The organism is Nonomuraea sp. NPDC051191, assembly GCF_044455665.1.
Taxonomy (GTDB): Bacteria; Actinomycetota; Actinomycetes; order Streptosporangiales; family Streptosporangiaceae; genus Nonomuraea.
In genome coordinates, this window is the sequence record NZ_JBITEZ010000016.1 from 138,719 (window position 1) to 151,885 (window position 13,167).

The 13,167-nt window shown below is 72.2% G+C and carries 15 protein-coding genes; 8 read left to right on the top strand and 7 right to left on the bottom strand.

Annotated elements, in window-relative coordinates; all coding sequences use genetic code 11:
* The first annotated feature begins 214 nt into the window (after positions 1-214).
* Positions 215-658: a hypothetical protein gene (locus ACIA8R_RS39860; RefSeq protein ID WP_364086899.1), complete on the top strand. Its 444-nt coding sequence runs from the start codon at positions 215-217 to the stop codon at positions 656-658.
* Between the two features lie 45 nt (positions 659-703).
* Here ACIA8R_RS39860 and ACIA8R_RS39865 read toward each other — a convergent pair whose 3' ends face one another.
* Positions 704-1,876 (bottom strand): HAMP domain-containing sensor histidine kinase, encoded by a 1,173-nt coding sequence (locus tag ACIA8R_RS39865; RefSeq protein ID WP_364086897.1) that lies wholly within the window; start codon positions 1,874-1,876, stop codon positions 704-706.
* Positions 1,873-2,535 carry a response regulator transcription factor gene (locus ACIA8R_RS39870; protein WP_357693948.1) on the bottom strand — a complete coding sequence of 221 codons (663 nt, stop codon included), beginning with the start codon at positions 2,533-2,535 and terminating at the stop codon, positions 1,873-1,875. Before ACIA8R_RS39870 ends, ACIA8R_RS39865 begins: the two co-directional genes overlap by 4 nt.
* A 181-nt stretch (positions 2,536-2,716) precedes the next feature.
* Here ACIA8R_RS39870 and ACIA8R_RS39875 point away from each other — a divergent pair, with 181 nt between their 5' ends.
* The gene (locus tag ACIA8R_RS39875; RefSeq protein WP_397042698.1) at positions 2,717-3,595 is read left to right on the top strand and encodes a dienelactone hydrolase family protein; all 879 of its coding nucleotides are present in this window, start codon (positions 2,717-2,719) and stop codon (positions 3,593-3,595) included.
* A gap of 68 nt (positions 3,596-3,663) precedes the next feature.
* Here ACIA8R_RS39875 and ACIA8R_RS39880 read toward each other — a convergent pair whose 3' ends face one another.
* A complete protein-coding gene (locus ACIA8R_RS39880; RefSeq protein ID WP_357693950.1) occupies positions 3,664-5,049 on the bottom strand; it encodes a glycine--tRNA ligase in 1,386 nt (461 codons plus the stop codon).
* Positions 5,050-5,143: 94 nt separating this feature from the next.
* Positions 5,144-5,431 (bottom strand): antibiotic biosynthesis monooxygenase, encoded by a 288-nt coding sequence (locus tag ACIA8R_RS39885; RefSeq protein ID WP_364086892.1) that lies wholly within the window; start codon positions 5,429-5,431, stop codon positions 5,144-5,146.
* Between the two features lie 57 nt (positions 5,432-5,488).
* Between ACIA8R_RS39885 and ACIA8R_RS39890 the strand changes: the two genes are divergently transcribed.
* From ACIA8R_RS39890 to ACIA8R_RS39910, 5 genes are all read left to right on the top strand, one after another.
* The gene (locus tag ACIA8R_RS39890; RefSeq protein WP_397042701.1) at positions 5,489-5,833 is read left to right on the top strand and encodes a DUF6703 family protein; all 345 of its coding nucleotides are present in this window, start codon (positions 5,489-5,491) and stop codon (positions 5,831-5,833) included.
* Positions 5,834-5,945: 112 nt separating this feature from the next.
* A complete protein-coding gene (locus ACIA8R_RS39895) occupies positions 5,946-6,818 on the top strand; it encodes a metal ABC transporter substrate-binding protein (protein ID WP_397042703.1) in 873 nt (290 codons plus the stop codon).
* Positions 6,815-7,579, top strand: a complete 765-nt coding sequence (locus ACIA8R_RS39900) for a metal ABC transporter ATP-binding protein (RefSeq protein ID WP_364086887.1) — start codon at positions 6,815-6,817, stop codon at positions 7,577-7,579. Before ACIA8R_RS39895 ends, ACIA8R_RS39900 begins: the two co-directional genes overlap by 4 nt.
* Complete coding sequence (locus ACIA8R_RS39905; protein ID WP_357693962.1) at positions 7,576-8,448, top strand: metal ABC transporter permease; 873 nt, start codon at positions 7,576-7,578, stop codon at positions 8,446-8,448. Before ACIA8R_RS39900 ends, ACIA8R_RS39905 begins: the two co-directional genes overlap by 4 nt.
* Positions 8,445-8,834 (top strand): transcriptional repressor, encoded by a 390-nt coding sequence (locus ACIA8R_RS39910; RefSeq protein WP_357693965.1) that lies wholly within the window; start codon positions 8,445-8,447, stop codon positions 8,832-8,834. The genes ACIA8R_RS39905 and ACIA8R_RS39910 overlap by 4 nt, the downstream gene beginning before the upstream one ends.
* Here ACIA8R_RS39910 and ACIA8R_RS39915 read toward each other — a convergent pair.
* Positions 8,774-9,691 carry a DMT family transporter gene (locus ACIA8R_RS39915; RefSeq protein WP_397042705.1) on the bottom strand — a complete coding sequence of 306 codons (918 nt, stop codon included), beginning with the start codon at positions 9,689-9,691 and terminating at the stop codon, positions 8,774-8,776. The two genes, ACIA8R_RS39910 and ACIA8R_RS39915, sit on opposite strands and share 61 nt — an antisense overlap.
* A 91-nt stretch (positions 9,692-9,782) precedes the next feature.
* On the opposite strand from ACIA8R_RS39915, the gene ACIA8R_RS39920 reads away from it, so the two are divergent.
* Positions 9,783-10,310, top strand: a complete 528-nt coding sequence (locus ACIA8R_RS39920) for a CGNR zinc finger domain-containing protein (protein WP_397042837.1) — start codon at positions 9,783-9,785, stop codon at positions 10,308-10,310.
* Positions 10,311-10,568: 258 nt separating this feature from the next.
* On the opposite strand, the gene ACIA8R_RS39925 is transcribed toward ACIA8R_RS39920, so the two are convergent.
* Positions 10,569-12,158, bottom strand: coding sequence for an ABC transporter permease (locus ACIA8R_RS39925; RefSeq protein ID WP_397042707.1), 1,590 nt, complete (start codon positions 12,156-12,158; stop codon positions 10,569-10,571).
* Positions 12,155-13,063, bottom strand: coding sequence for an ATP-binding cassette domain-containing protein (locus tag ACIA8R_RS39930; protein ID WP_397042709.1), 909 nt, complete (start codon positions 13,061-13,063; stop codon positions 12,155-12,157). The genes ACIA8R_RS39925 and ACIA8R_RS39930 overlap by 4 nt, the downstream gene beginning before the upstream one ends.
* Positions 13,064-13,167 lie beyond the last annotated feature (104 nt).

Here is a 13,167-nt window from a genome sequence, read left to right on the forward strand (position 1 = left end):
CAGAATCGGATCACACCTGCGCCAGGAGGTCGCCACGGCCGTCTCCCGCCGAGCCCAAGCGTCGTGCAGGGCCCCGCCAAGGCCGCCGGTGGGCACGGTGACGCACCTGGGCGGCCCGGCCCGGCCCGGGGCGCCGGCGGCATGATCGCTCAACGTGACCCAGCTCGGCTCGTTCCGCGATATGGACGTGATCGGGACATGACACTCTGCTCGCATGCCCCGCACGACGCCACGAGGCCTGATGGCCGCCTGCCTGGCTTTGGCGCTGTCCGCCTGCGGCTCGGGAACGCCCGAGCCCGCCGCAGGGTCGCTGCTACCGGGGGCGGAGCAGCGACACGCGACCCAGCTCAGGCCTGGAGACTGCCTGGTGTCGATCCCCGACGACCTGATCGCGACGCTCGTCCCGTGCGGCAACCCGCACAGGGCCGAGTTCGGCATGATCTACGTCGTGCCGGAGGGTCCGTGGCCGGGCACCGAGCAGGCCAGGCGGCAGGCCAAGAGCTTCTGCGCGCCGCGGCTGCGGGTCAAGCAGGAACGGCTGAGCGACATCGAGGTGACCGCGCTGCCGCCGCTGGAGGCTGAGTGGCCGCGTCACCGCACGGCGTACTGCGTGGCGGTGGCCCGGCAGGGGCAGCTCGTCGGGCGCGTCCTGGAGTAGGCGCGAGGGCCTCGGGCGCGTTCTGGAGCAGGCGTGGGGGCCGGGTCACGCGGGGATCGGGTTGGTCTCGGGCGACGGGCCCGGCGCGCCGTCGCGCGGCGGCAGCCACAGCACGAACGTGGCCCCCTGCCGGGGCGCGGAGAACACCGCCACCCGCCCCCCGTGCGACTCCACGATCTGCCGGACGATGGCCAGGCCCAGGCCGGTGTGCCGGTCGCGCCTGCTGGCCTCGCCGCGCCAGAACCGGTCGAACACCCGCTCCTGCTCCGCCGCGCCGAGCCCGGGGCCGTCGTCCCTGACCGCGACCCACAACCAGCCGTCCGACCGGCCGGCCCCGACCCGGACGCGGCCGCCCGGCGGGGTCAGCCGCACCGCGTTGGACAGCAGGTTGGCCACGGCGCGGCGCAGCGCGTCCTGGTCGCCGGTCATCTCCAGGTCCCGGTCCAGCGCGCGGGTGATCGTCAGGCCGCGGGCGGCGGCCGGCGCCGCGTACTCCTCGCACGCCTCCCGCGCCACCCTGCCCAGGTCGAGGTCGGTGTCGGCGAACGCGGTCGCCTGCCGCCGGGCGCTGGCCAGCAGGTCCTCCACGAGCCTGGTCATGCGGGTGGTCGCCCGGTCCACGATCTGCACGGCCCTGGCCCGCTCCTCGTCGCTGGCCTCCGGCGAGGCGAGCACGGCGTCCACGTTGGCCCGGATGATCGTCAGGGGGCTGCGCAGCTCGTGCGAGGCGTCGTCGATGAGCCGGCGCTGCGCGCTGAACGCCTCCTCCAGCCGGTCGAGCATGGTGTCGATGGTGTCGGCCAGGTCCTTGAGCTCGTCGCGCGAGCCGCCCAGCCTGATCCGCCGGGTCAGGTCGGTCGCCTGGATCTCCTCCGTCGTACGCGTGATCGACCGCACCGGACGCAGCACCCGCCCCGACAGCACCCATCCGATGCCCAGGGACGCCAGGTAGAGCCCGGCCAGGGTGGCCAGCGAGTAGTCGCGCAGCGTGGCCAGCGTCCTGATGTTGACCTCGTTCTCGACCTCCTCGATGAAGACGACCTCCTGCTTGCCCACGTATTGGTTGCCGCGGTACGCCTTGGCGTACTCGGTCGAGTACGGGCGTTCCTCGGTGGTCTTGGAGACGGCCGCATAGATGCCGCCGAGCACCAGGGCGGCCAGCACGAACAGCAGCCCCGAGTAGAGCACGGTGAGCCGGAAGCGGATGGTGTGGATCACGCCGGCTCCTTGAGCCGGTAGCCGCGGCTGATCACCGTCTCGATGAGGCCGTCCTCCTGGAGCTTGCGGCGCAGGTTGCCGACGGTGACCCGGACGGTGTTGGTGAACGGGTCGGCGTGCTCGTCCCAGACGTGTTCGAGCAGCTCCTCGGTGGAGACGACGTGACCGGGACGGGTCATCAGGTAGTGCAGCACGCCGTACTCCTTGGGGGTCAGGGCCAGGGAGCGGCCGTCGAGGGAGACCTCCATGCGGGCGGTGTCGATGCGCAGCCCGCCCACCTGGAGCACGGCGGTGCCGCCGGTGTCCCTGCGCAGCAGCGCCCGTACCCGGGCCAGCAGCTCGGGGAAGGCGAACGGCTTGACCAGGTAGTCGTCGGCGCCCTCGTCGAGGCCGCGTACCCGGTCGTCGAGGCGGTCGCGGGCGGTCACCATGATGATCCGCACGCCGCGGCCGGCGGCCCGTACCGAGCGGCAGAGCTGGAAGCCGTCGCCGCCGGGCAGGTTCAGGTCGAGCAGGACCAGGTCGTAGGTGTTGACCTCCAGCTTCTCGTGCGCCGACGGCGCGTCGTAGGCCACGTCCACCGCGTAGCCCGCCCGGACCAGACCCACCCGTAACGCGTCGACCAGGTCTTCCTCGTCCTCGACCACCAGCAGTCGCATGATCTTGACCCTAGTTCCGGATGGGGTGTCACGCCATGGGTCGGGTCGGCCTTCCCGGCCCGGCAACACTGCACCAAACACCCGCGAAAAACCACATAACTATCGTCTTTACACGATTTTTCGGTGTTGACAGTTAGATCTTTCGACCATGACGCCCTTCCAGCGATATTTGGCAGAAGAAGTGGCACTCGATCACGTTGAGGGCCTGATCTCGCGGCGCGAGGCCCTGCGCCGCCTGGGCCTTCTCGGGCTCGCCCTCCCCGCCGCCACTGCTCTCCTCGCCGCCTGCGGCGCCACCCCGGACACCGACCCGGCGAGCCCCCCGGGGCCGCAGACGGCCTCGCCGCCCGGCGCGGCCTCCCCCGCGGGCCCGCCGCCGCTCCCCACGCAGGCGATCACGTTCCCCGGCCCGGACGGGACCACCTTGCGGGCCGCCTGGTCCCCGGCCGCCGCCCCCAAGGGCGCGGTGCTGGTCCTGCACGAGAACCGCGGCCTGACCGACCACATCCGCTCGGTCGCCGGCCGTCTGGCCGCGAGCGGCTACTCGGCCCTCGCGCCCGATCTGCTCTCCCGCGAGGGCGGCACGGCCGCGTTCGCCGACACCGCGCAGGTCACGGCCAAGCTGGGCGAGATCCCGCAGGAACGGTTCGTGGCCGACATGAAGGCGGCCGTCGGCGAGCTGCGGAACCGGGCCGAGGGCGTCCGGCTGGGCATGATCGGCTTCTGCTTCGGCGGCGGGATGACGTGGCTGCTGCTGTCGTCCGGGGAGGACCGGCTGGCCGCCGCCGCGCCCTTCTACGGCCCGCTGCCCGACGACGCCGATCTGACCGGCGCGCGGGCGTCCGTCCTGGCGATCTACGCCGAGCAGGACGACCGCGTCAACGCCACCAGGGACGCGGCCGAGACGGCGCTGACGAAGGCCGGGCTCACCCACGAGCTGGTGACCGTCCCGGGCGTCGGCCACGCCTTCTTCAACGACACCGGCGCCCGCTACGACGCGCGGGCCGCCTCGCAGGCCTACGACTACGTGCTGACCTGGTTCGGCCGCCACCTGTCCTGAACCGGCCGGGCCGTGAACGGCGAGCGCCGCCCGCGGCCGAAGCCGGGGCGGCGCTGGTGGTGCCGAGGTCAGTCGTTGAGGCGCTGACGCAGGTAGGAGTCGACCTGGTCGATGGCGATGCGCTCCTGGGCCATGCTGTCGCGCTCGCGGATCGTCACCGCGTGGTCTTCGAGGGTGTCGAAGTCGACGGTGATGCAGAACGGGGTGCCGATCTCGTCCTGGCGGCGGTAGCGGCGGCCGATCGCGCCCGCGTCGTCGAACTCGACGTTCCACCGCCTGCGCAGCTGCGCGGCCAGGTCGCGGGCCTTCGGCGACAGGTCGGCGTTGCGCGACAGCGGCAGCACCGCGGCCTTGACCGGCGCGAGCCGGTGGTCGAGCCGCAGCACCGTGCGCTTCTCCAGGACGCCCTTGGCGTTGGGCGCCTCGTCCTCGGTGTAGGCGTCGAGCAGGAAGGTCAGCGTGGCCCGGTCGACGCCGGCGGCCGGCTCGATGACGTAGGGGACGTAACGCTCACCGGTGTCCTGCTCGAAGAAGCTCAGGTCGACGCCCGACGCCTTGGAGTGGGCGGTGAGGTCGAAGTCGGTGCGGTTGGCGATGCCCTCCAGCTCGCCCCACTCCGAGCCCTGGAAGTTGAAGCGGTACTCGACGTCGACGGTGCGCTTGGCGTAGTGGGACAGCTTCTCCTGCGGGTGCTCGTACAGGCGCAGGTTGTCCTTGTTGATGCCCAGGTCGGAGTACCAGCGGAAGCGCTCGTCGATCCAGTACTGGTGCCACTCCTCGTCGGTGCCGGGCTTGACGAAGAACTCCATCTCCATCTGCTCGAACTCGCGGGTGCGGAAGATGAAGTTGCCCGGGGTGATCTCGTTGCGGAAGGACTTGCCGACCTGGCCGATGCCGAACGGGACCTTCTTGCGCGCCGACTGCTGCACGTTGAGGTAGTTGATGAAGATGCCCTGCGCGGTCTCCGGACGGAGGTAGGCCAGGCCCGACTCGTCCTCGACCGGGCCGAGGAAGGTCTTGAGCAGGCCGCTGAACTGCCGGGGCTCGGTGAAGGTGCCCTTGTTGCCGCAGTTGGGGCAGGTGACGTCGGCCAGGCCGTTGTCGGGCTCCTTGCCGTTCTTCTCCTCGTACGCCTCGACGAGATGGTCGGCGCGGAAACGCTTGTGGCACGACTGGCACTCGGTCAGCGGGTCGGTGAAGGTCTCGACGTGGCCGCTGGCCCGCCAGACCTCGGGGGCCAGGATGACGCAGGAGTCGAGGCCCACCACGTCGTCGCGCGACTGGACCATCGACAGCCACCACTGCCGCTTGACGTTGTTCTTCAGCTCGATGCCCAGAGGACCGTAGTCCCACGACGCGCGAAGTCCGCCGTAGATCTCGCTCGACGGGTAAACGAGCCCGCGGCGCTTGGCGAGGCTGACGATGGTGTCCATGACGTCGGTGCGTCGTGCCATTTTGGTTGCGTCTCTTTCCGGCTGGAGGTCGGCGAGTGAATTCGATGAGATCCCAGCTTAGGGGACGCTCACCCGGTCTCGCGCGCGAGTAACGCTACGCACCCTCTTGCGTGTACACGTCCTCGTACGCGCTGGGTTCGTTGACCATGAGGATCATCAACGGGTACATGACCATCCTGGAGGCCGACAGCGCCCTCCGGTAGAACCCCGCGCCCTCCCATTCGCTGATCAGCGCCCACAGATTGGGCTCGTCGACCGAACGGGCCAGCCGCCCGCGCTGGTAGCCCGGCTGGGCGGCGAAGGTGTCGAGGATGGCGTGGCCCTGCTTGAGGAAGTCCTGAGACTGGGACTCTGGCACGGTGTATCGGATCACGGCGAGCACCAGCCCAGCCTAGAGGTGCGCACCCTGCTGTCACGCGAACTCCCATAGGCTCTCGACGTGGCCTCCAAAAACAAGCGCCCGCTGCCCCAGGGCGAGCAGTTCTTCACGCCGGGCGCGAGCGGCGTCCGCAAGGCCGTCGAGCGGCGCAGCGCGATCCCGATGACGTTCCTGTTCACGCAGGTGCCCAGGTGGGCGACGCCCGCCGTGCTGGTGATCCTGCTGCTGGCCGCCTTCGCGGTGGGCAACTGGCTGGGCGGCGTGGCGGCGCTGGTGGTGCTGGCGTTCGTCGGCTGGCTGGCGTACCTGTCGTGGCCGTCGCTGGGCGTCGGCGGGCGGCTGCTGCGGGTCGCGATGGTGGTCTTCCTGGCGATCCTGGCGGCTGACCGGTTTGGGGCGTTCTAGTCCGGCCCGCCGGAGATTTTGACAATCATTTTCATTTTCCTCCATACTTGAGGGCGTGATGTCCCGTACGCCCCCAATGCGCGCCGTAACCTTCCTCGCCGGAGCAGCCCTGTTGGCCACGTCCGCCTGCGGCGCCGGGTCGGCGGAGACCGCCGCGGACGGCAGGCCCGAAGTGATCGCCGCCTTCTACCCGCTCCAGTGGCTCACGGAGCAGGTGGCCGGGCCCGACGCGAACGTGACCGTCCTGACCGCGCCCGGCGTCGAGCCGCACGACCTGGAGCTGGGCATCCAGCAGATGACCAAGCTCCAGGACGCCGCGCTCACGGTCTACGTCAAGGGCGTGCAGCCCGCCGTCGACGACGCCGTCTCCGGCGACACGGCCTTCGACGCCGCCGCCGTCGTCACGACGATCCCGGCGGGCGGGCACGCCGATGAGGAGGGGCACACGGAGGAGCACGCAGCGGAGCACGGCGTCTCCTACGACCCGCACATCTGGCTCGACCCGTCCCGGCTGGCCACGGTCGCCGGCAAGCTGGGCGAGCGCCTGGCCGCCGCCGACCCCGACCACGCCCAGGCGTACGAGGACCGCGCCGCCAAGGCGGCGGGCGTGCTGGGCGGCCTCGACCAGGAGTTCGCCAAGGGCCTGGCCGCCTGCGCGGGAAAGACCCTGATCACCGCGCACGAGGCGTTCGGCTACCTGGCCGACCGCTACAAGCTCAAGCAGGTGGGCATCACGCTCGACCCCGAGACCGAGCCGTCGCCGAAGCGCCTGTCGGAGGTGGCCGCGCTGGCCAGGTCCGAGGGCGCCACCACGATCTTCACCGAGTCCCTGGTCAGCCCGAAGGTGGCCGAGGTGCTGGCCGGCGAGGTCGGCGCGAAGACGGCCGTGCTCGACCCGCTGGAGAGCAAGCCCGCCGGCGACTACCTGACGGCCATGCGCGGCAACCTGGAGACCCTCCGGACGGCGCTGGGGTGTGCGGCATGAGCGAGACGGCCTTCGCGATGACCGACGGCCGGGTCGGCTTCGACGGCCGGCAGATCCTGCGCGGCATCGACCTGACCGTCCGTCCCGGCGAGGTCGTGGCGCTCCTGGGCGCCAACGGCTCGGGCAAGTCCACCCTGGTCCGCGCGCTGCTCGGCCTCACCCCGCTGTCCGGCGGCCGGACCCTCCTGTACGGCTCCCCGCCCGCCAGGTTCCGCGACTGGTGGCGCATCGGCTATGTGCCCCAGCGCCTCCAGGTCGGCGGCGGCGTGCCCGCCACGGTCCGCGAGGTCGTGGCCTCGGGCCGCGTCGCCCGGCAGAGCCGGCTGCGCAGGACCAGCGCGGCCGACCGGGCGGCGGTCGCCCACGCCCTGGACGCGGTCGACCTGACCGGCCGGGCCGGCGACCCCGTGCAGTCGCTCTCGGGCGGCCAGCAGCAGCGCGTGCTCATCGCCCGCGCCCTGGCCGGCGAGCCCGACACGTACGTGATGGACGAGCCCACCGCGGGCGTGGACGCCGAGACCCAGCGACTCCTGGCCGGCACGCTGACGGGCCTGGTCCGCGACGGCAAGACGATCGTCCTGGTCGCCCACGAGCTGGGCCCGCTGGAGCCGCTGATCACGCGCGGCGTCGTGGTCCGGGAGGGCCGCGTCGCGCACGACGGCGAGCCGCCGCGGACCGGTGGCGAGCACGCCGGGCCGGGACACGAGCACCGACATCCGCACGCCGGACCGCCGACCGGACGGCAGGGAGAACCACGATGATCGAGCTTCTGCAGGAGAACCTCTTCCAGCTCGCGCTGATCGCCGCGCTGCTGGTGGGGCTGTGCGCGCCCGCGGTGGGCACGTTCATCGTGCAGCGCAGGCTGTCGCTGCTCGGCGACGGCATCGGGCACGTCGCGCTGACCGGCGTGGCGCTGGGCTTCCTGACCGGCACGGCGCCGGTGCTGACGGCCGTGGTCGTCTCCGTGCTGGGCGCGGTGGCGATCGAGCTGGTCAGGGCCCGGGGCCGGACCAGCGGCGACGTCGCGCTCGCCCTGCTGTTCTACGGCGGCATCGCGGGCGGCGTCATGCTCATGGGCATCGCGCCCGGCGGCAGCAACGCCAAGCTCAACTCCTACCTGTTCGGCGCCATCGCCAGCGTCACCCAGCAGGACATCTGGATCATCGGCGCGCTGGCCGTGGCGGTGATCGGCGTGGTCGTCGTCTTCGGCAGGGAGCTGTTCGTGCTCTGCCAGGACGAGGAGATGGCCAGGGCCAGCGGCCTGCCGGTGCGCTTCCTCAGCCTGCTGATCGCGGTCACCGCCGCGCTCACCGTGGTCATCGCCATGCGGGTGGTCGGCCTGCTGCTGGTCAGCGCGCTGATGGTGATCCCGGTGGCCACGAGCCAGCAGCTCACCCGGGGTTTCCGGGCCACGATGGGGCTGGCGATGCTGTTCGGCGTGCTCGCCTCGGTGGGCGGGCTGCTCGCCTCGACGATGTCGTCGCGGGTGCCTCCGGGCGCGGCGATCGTGCTTCTCGCCCTCGCCGGCTTCGTCCTGGCCCTCGCTGTCGGTAAATTCGTACGGCGAGGCCGTATCCAGGAGTCCCCAGTGAGCCGGCGACCACAAGTCCGTGTCGAGGAGGTCGCATGACGACGAGGCGCGATGCCGTGCACGACACCCTTCGCGGGAGCGAGGGGTTCCGCAGCGCCCAGGACGTCTATGCCGAGATGCGCCTGCACGGCGCCAAGATCGGTCTGACCACCGTCTACCGGGCGCTGCAGGCGCTGGCCGACTGCGGCCAGGTCGACGTGCTGCGCACCGACGAGGGCGAGTCGGTCTACCGGGCGTGCGCCAGCGACGACCATCACCATCACCTGGTGTGCCGTCGTTGCGGCCACACGGTCGAGGTGGCCGGGCCGGCCGTCGAGCGCTGGGCCGAGGCGGTGGGCAGCGACCACGGCTTCACCGAGATCACTCACACGGTCGAGGTCTTCGGCACCTGCTCGTCCTGCTCGGCGCCGGCCCGGGTGGGCTGAGGGCCGCGGGAGCCGTACAGGACGCCGAGCACGACCGCGGCGCATCCGGCCAGTTGCAGCGCCGAGGGCCGCTCCCCCAGCGTGAGGGTGGAGACGGCGACGGTGGTCATCGGCTGCACGAGCAGCAGCAGCGCGGTGAGCGCCGCGGGCTGCCTGGGCAGCGAGTACGTGATCAGCAGCCACCCCACCACCTGCGGCCCCAGGGCGAGCAGCAGCAGCCACCCGTGCGCCGGCCATTCCGGCGCCAGGTCGGCCCCGCCGAACAGCGGGCTGAGCGCCGCGATCAGCACGGTGGCCACGACGGTCGCCTGCGCCAGCGGACCCGCCGTCCGTCCCGGGCCGGCCTTCATGAGCAGCAGGTACGCGGCGTACACGACCGAGGTCGCCATCCCGGTGGCCGCCCCCATGACGGGGTCGAGCCCGTACGCCGCGCCGTCGAACACGCCGGAGATCAGCACGACCCCGCCGAAGACGATCGGCGTGCTCGCCATGAGCCGGTTGGAGGGGCGCTCGCGGAAGATGCCCCAGGCGGCGAAGGCCACGATGAACACCTGAAGGTTGCCCAGCACGGTCGCCAGGCCCGCGCCGACCCACTTGATCGACTGGTGCCAGAACAGCAGGTCGAGCGAGAACAGCGCGCCCGCGGCCCAGGCCCGCCACGCGCTCTTCCAAGGCAGGGGCCCCAGCTTCCGCCGTTCGAGCCAGGCGAGCAGGAGCATGGGCGGCACCGCGTACGCGCAGCGGAACAACGCCGACGTCGCGGGCGACACCCCGGACAGGCGCACCAGCGGCGCGGAGGTGGAGATGATCAGTGCTCCGGCGATCGCGATCAGGACGATACGCCGATATGCACTCATGGAAACCCCCCGAGCCCCATGGGAGAGATACGCTGCGACCACGCTAGAACCGGCCCCGACAGGAGTCAACATGCCGTTTGGCCATGACATGGTGCATTCTTTGGCGACCGTTGTCGACCTGGTCAACACCTCGCCGTCCACCGGCGGCGATGACGACCTGGCCAGCCTGGCCGAGTTGCAAACCTTCGTGGAGTCCCGGCAGATCAGCGGCATCGGCGCGCTGACGGCCCGCGACCTCGGCCAGGTCCGCATGGTGCGCGAGGCGTTCCACCGGGTGTTCACGGCCTCCGACGTGGCCAGCGCCGTGCGCACCCTCAACGCGCTGCTCGCCGAGACGCGCATCACGCCCAGGCTGACCGAGCACGACGGCCATCCGCTGCACGTCCACTATTTCGCCACCGACGCCACGCTGGCCGAGCACATGGCCGCCGACTGCGGCGTGGCGCTGGCGCACCTGCTGGTGGAGGGCGAGATTGAACGCCTGCGCACGTGCTCGGCCCCCGACTGCGACCGCGTGTTCGTGGACGAGTCCCGCAACCGCTCACGGGTCTACTGCGACAGCCGCACCTGCGGCAACCGCATGCACGTCGCCGCCTACCGCGCCCGCCGGCGCGCCTGACCGTCCCCGATCACGCGAACCGCCCGCCCCCGCGATGACCGGGGGCGGGCGGCAGCCGCGCCGGATTCAGGGCGCTTCGCTGGACGTCTGCCACCACGGCGGCTTGGCGGTGGCGAAGACGTCGGAGCAGTTGCACGAGCCGCAACCTGGGATCATCGGCCCTCCTTCTTCGTGGGGGAACGGGTTGTACCCGCCTTCACCCGCTCTCAGCCTGACCCGCGTGACAGAATTCCCAATCCCGCCGCCGAGCCACGTTCCTCAGCCGACGTCGCGCCGCCGCAGGGCGAACAGCCCGCCGGCGGTGAGCGCGGCCGTCAGGGCGAGCAGCGTCAGCTCGGGCGCCGTGCCGAACGCCTGCCCCGCCATGATGTTCGGCAGGTAGTGGAACGGCTCGAACGGCGTGCCGCCCCACACCCCGTAGAAGGGGGCGACGACCTGGCCGAGCAGGGCGGTCAGGACCCAGGCCGCCCAGCACAGCGGCACGCTCGCCCGGGGCAGCAGCCCGTAGGCCGTCAGGCAGACCGCGCCGACGCACCAGGCCGCCGGAGCCTGGCTGAGCGCGGCGGCCAGGAAGCGCGGCGCGGTGCCGGCGAGGTCGCCGAGGAGCGCGGCGTACACGGCACTGAAGACGAGGGCGGCCAGCGCCAGCAGCGCGACCGTGCCGAGCGCGGCCACCGCCAGGTGCCCGGCCGCCCAGCGGACCCGGGTCAGGGGCGTGGACTGCACGTGGTCGGCGCGGCCCGAGGTCTCCTCGGCGCGCAGCCGCATGATCATGAGCACCGGGTAGAGCGCGATGCCGTAGGCGAGGATCAGCAGGTAGTACCACATGTACCCGTCGAGGGCGTCGGCCGCCGGGACGCCGAGCAGGGTCGTGATGTTGGTGACCACGACGCTCGGGCGGGCCAGGACGTCCTTGGCCAGCGGGCCCATCGCGCCGCCCACCGCCGCGAACGCCGCCGTCCCGGCCGCCCACTTCAGCAGCAGGCCGCGGTGCAGCCGCCAGGCCAGCGAGACCGGGCCGCGCAGCCCGGGGGCCTCCTCCTTGCCCGGACGTTCCGGCAGCAGGCCCGAGCCGAGGTCGCGGCGGCCGAGGAGCGCGTACGCCACCGCGCACAGCGCACCGGCGGCCAGCGTGGACACGCCGAGCAGCCACCACCGCTCGTCCCGGTAGGCGTCCACCAGGTGGCTCCAGCCGAGCGGTGACAGGGCCTTGAGCCAGGGCCGGTCGCTCGCGTCGGCGGCGTAGCGCAGGATGTAGGCGAGGCCGAGGGCGTACAGGCCGATGACCGTGGCGGTACGGGCGTCGCGCGCCAGTTGCGCGGCGACGGCGGCGACGCCCGCGAACACCCAGCCCGCCACCACGACGGCGGCGCCGTAGGCGAGCGTGCCGACGGGTTCGAGGCCGGCGGCGAGCAGGGCGGCGGCGGTCAGCGCCCCGCCGGTCAGGCTGGTCGCCCCGGCGACCAGCAGGGCCGCGCCGAGCGGCGCTCGGCGGCCGGCCACGCCCGCGCGCACCAGTTCGGTCCGGCCCGCGTCCTCCTCCCCGCGGGTGTGCCGCACGACGGTCATCAGGGCGGCGAACGCGTTGATCACGTAGAGGAAGCCGCCGCTGCGCCAGGTCGCCAGCACCTCCAGGCGCGGTTCGACGACCCCGCCGCCGAGCGCCCGGAAGAAGGCGTAACGGCGGACGACGTCGGTGTAGGCGAGCTTCAGCTCGTAGGTGCCCATGTTCCGGTTGATGTAGCCGACCATCGCCAGGCTCAGGGCCACGAGCAGCAGGAACCACCAGGGGGCGACGGCACGCTCGCGGCGCAGCGCCAGGCGGACGAGCGTCCCGGTGCCGCTCATCGCACGGCCTCCGCCCGCCGGCCGCCCTCGTAGTGGCGCAGGAACAGCTCCTCCAGCGTGGGCGGGCGGCTGTCCAGGGTGCGCACGCCCGCCGCGGTCAGGCTGCGCAGCGCCGCGCCGAGCGCGTCCGCGTCCACGTCGAACCGCACCCGGCCGTCCTCCGCGCGCAGGTCGTGCACGCCGGGCAGCCCGGCCAGCCCTTCGGCGGGCCGGTCGAGCTCGGCGTGGACGGTGGTACGGGTCAGGTGGCGCAGGCCGGCCAGGGTGCCGCTCTCGACCGCGCGCCCGTCGCGGATGATCGTGACCCGGTCGCACAGGGCCTCGACCTCGGACAGGACGTGGCTGGACAGCAGCACGGTACGGTCGCCGCGCCGCCGCTCCTCCCTGACGACCTCCCGGAACGTCTCCTCCATGAGCGGGTCGAGCCCGGAGGTCGGCTCGTCGAGCAGCAGCAGCTCGGCGTCGGAGGCGAGCGCCGCGACCAGCGCGACCTTCTGCCGGTTGCCCTTGGAGTAGGCCCGGCACTTCTTGCGCGGGTCGAGGCCGAACCGGTCGAGCAGGTCGTTCCTGCGCCCGCGGTCGAGGCCGCCGCGCAGCCGGCCCAGCAGGTCGATGACCTCGCCGCCGGACAGGTCTGGCCAGAGCGTGACGTCGCCCGGCACGTACGCCAGGCGGCGGTGCAGCTCGGCGGCCTCGCGCCAGGGGTCGCCGCCGAGCAGGCGGACACTGCCCGCGTCGGCCCGCGCGAGGCCGAGCAGGATGCGGATCGTGGTGCTCTTGCCCGCGCCGTTGGGGCCCAGGAAACCGTGCACCTCGCCGGTGCGCACGGTCAGGTCGAGGCCGTCGAGGGCCCTGGTCCGGCCGTACGCCTTGACGAGTCCGGCCACCGAGATGGCGTCGCTCATGATCTGCCTCATGACTATTCGCTCGTACAGTTGACTACCCGAACGAGTAGGACGCTATATCAGCGTATAGTCGCCGTCCAGTGCGGCAGCTCAGCGGAGGTGCA

Excerpts from the sequence above, each read along its gene's own strand:
- ACIA8R_RS39860 (WP_364086899.1), top strand. The coding sequence starts at position 215 with ATGCCCCGCACGACGCCACGAGGCCTGATGGCCGCCTGCCTGGCTTTG.
- ACIA8R_RS39870 (WP_357693948.1), bottom strand. The coding sequence starts at position 2,535 with ATGCGACTGCTGGTGGTCGAGGACGAGGAAGACCTGGTCGACGCGTTA.
- ACIA8R_RS39880 (WP_357693950.1), bottom strand. The coding sequence starts at position 5,049 with ATGGCACGACGCACCGACGTCATGGACACCATCGTCAGCCTCGCCAAG.
- ACIA8R_RS39900 (WP_364086887.1), top strand. The coding sequence starts at position 6,815 with ATGAGCGAGACGGCCTTCGCGATGACCGACGGCCGGGTCGGCTTCGAC.
- ACIA8R_RS39905 (WP_357693962.1), top strand. The coding sequence starts at position 7,576 with ATGATCGAGCTTCTGCAGGAGAACCTCTTCCAGCTCGCGCTGATCGCC.
- ACIA8R_RS39910 (WP_357693965.1), top strand. The coding sequence starts at position 8,445 with ATGACGACGAGGCGCGATGCCGTGCACGACACCCTTCGCGGGAGCGAG.
- ACIA8R_RS39915 (WP_397042705.1), bottom strand. The coding sequence starts at position 9,691 with ATGAGTGCATATCGGCGTATCGTCCTGATCGCGATCGCCGGAGCACTG.
- ACIA8R_RS39925 (WP_397042707.1), bottom strand. The coding sequence starts at position 12,158 with ATGAGCGGCACCGGGACGCTCGTCCGCCTGGCGCTGCGCCGCGAGCGT.
- ACIA8R_RS39930 (WP_397042709.1), bottom strand. The coding sequence starts at position 13,063 with ATGAGCGACGCCATCTCGGTGGCCGGACTCGTCAAGGCGTACGGCCGG.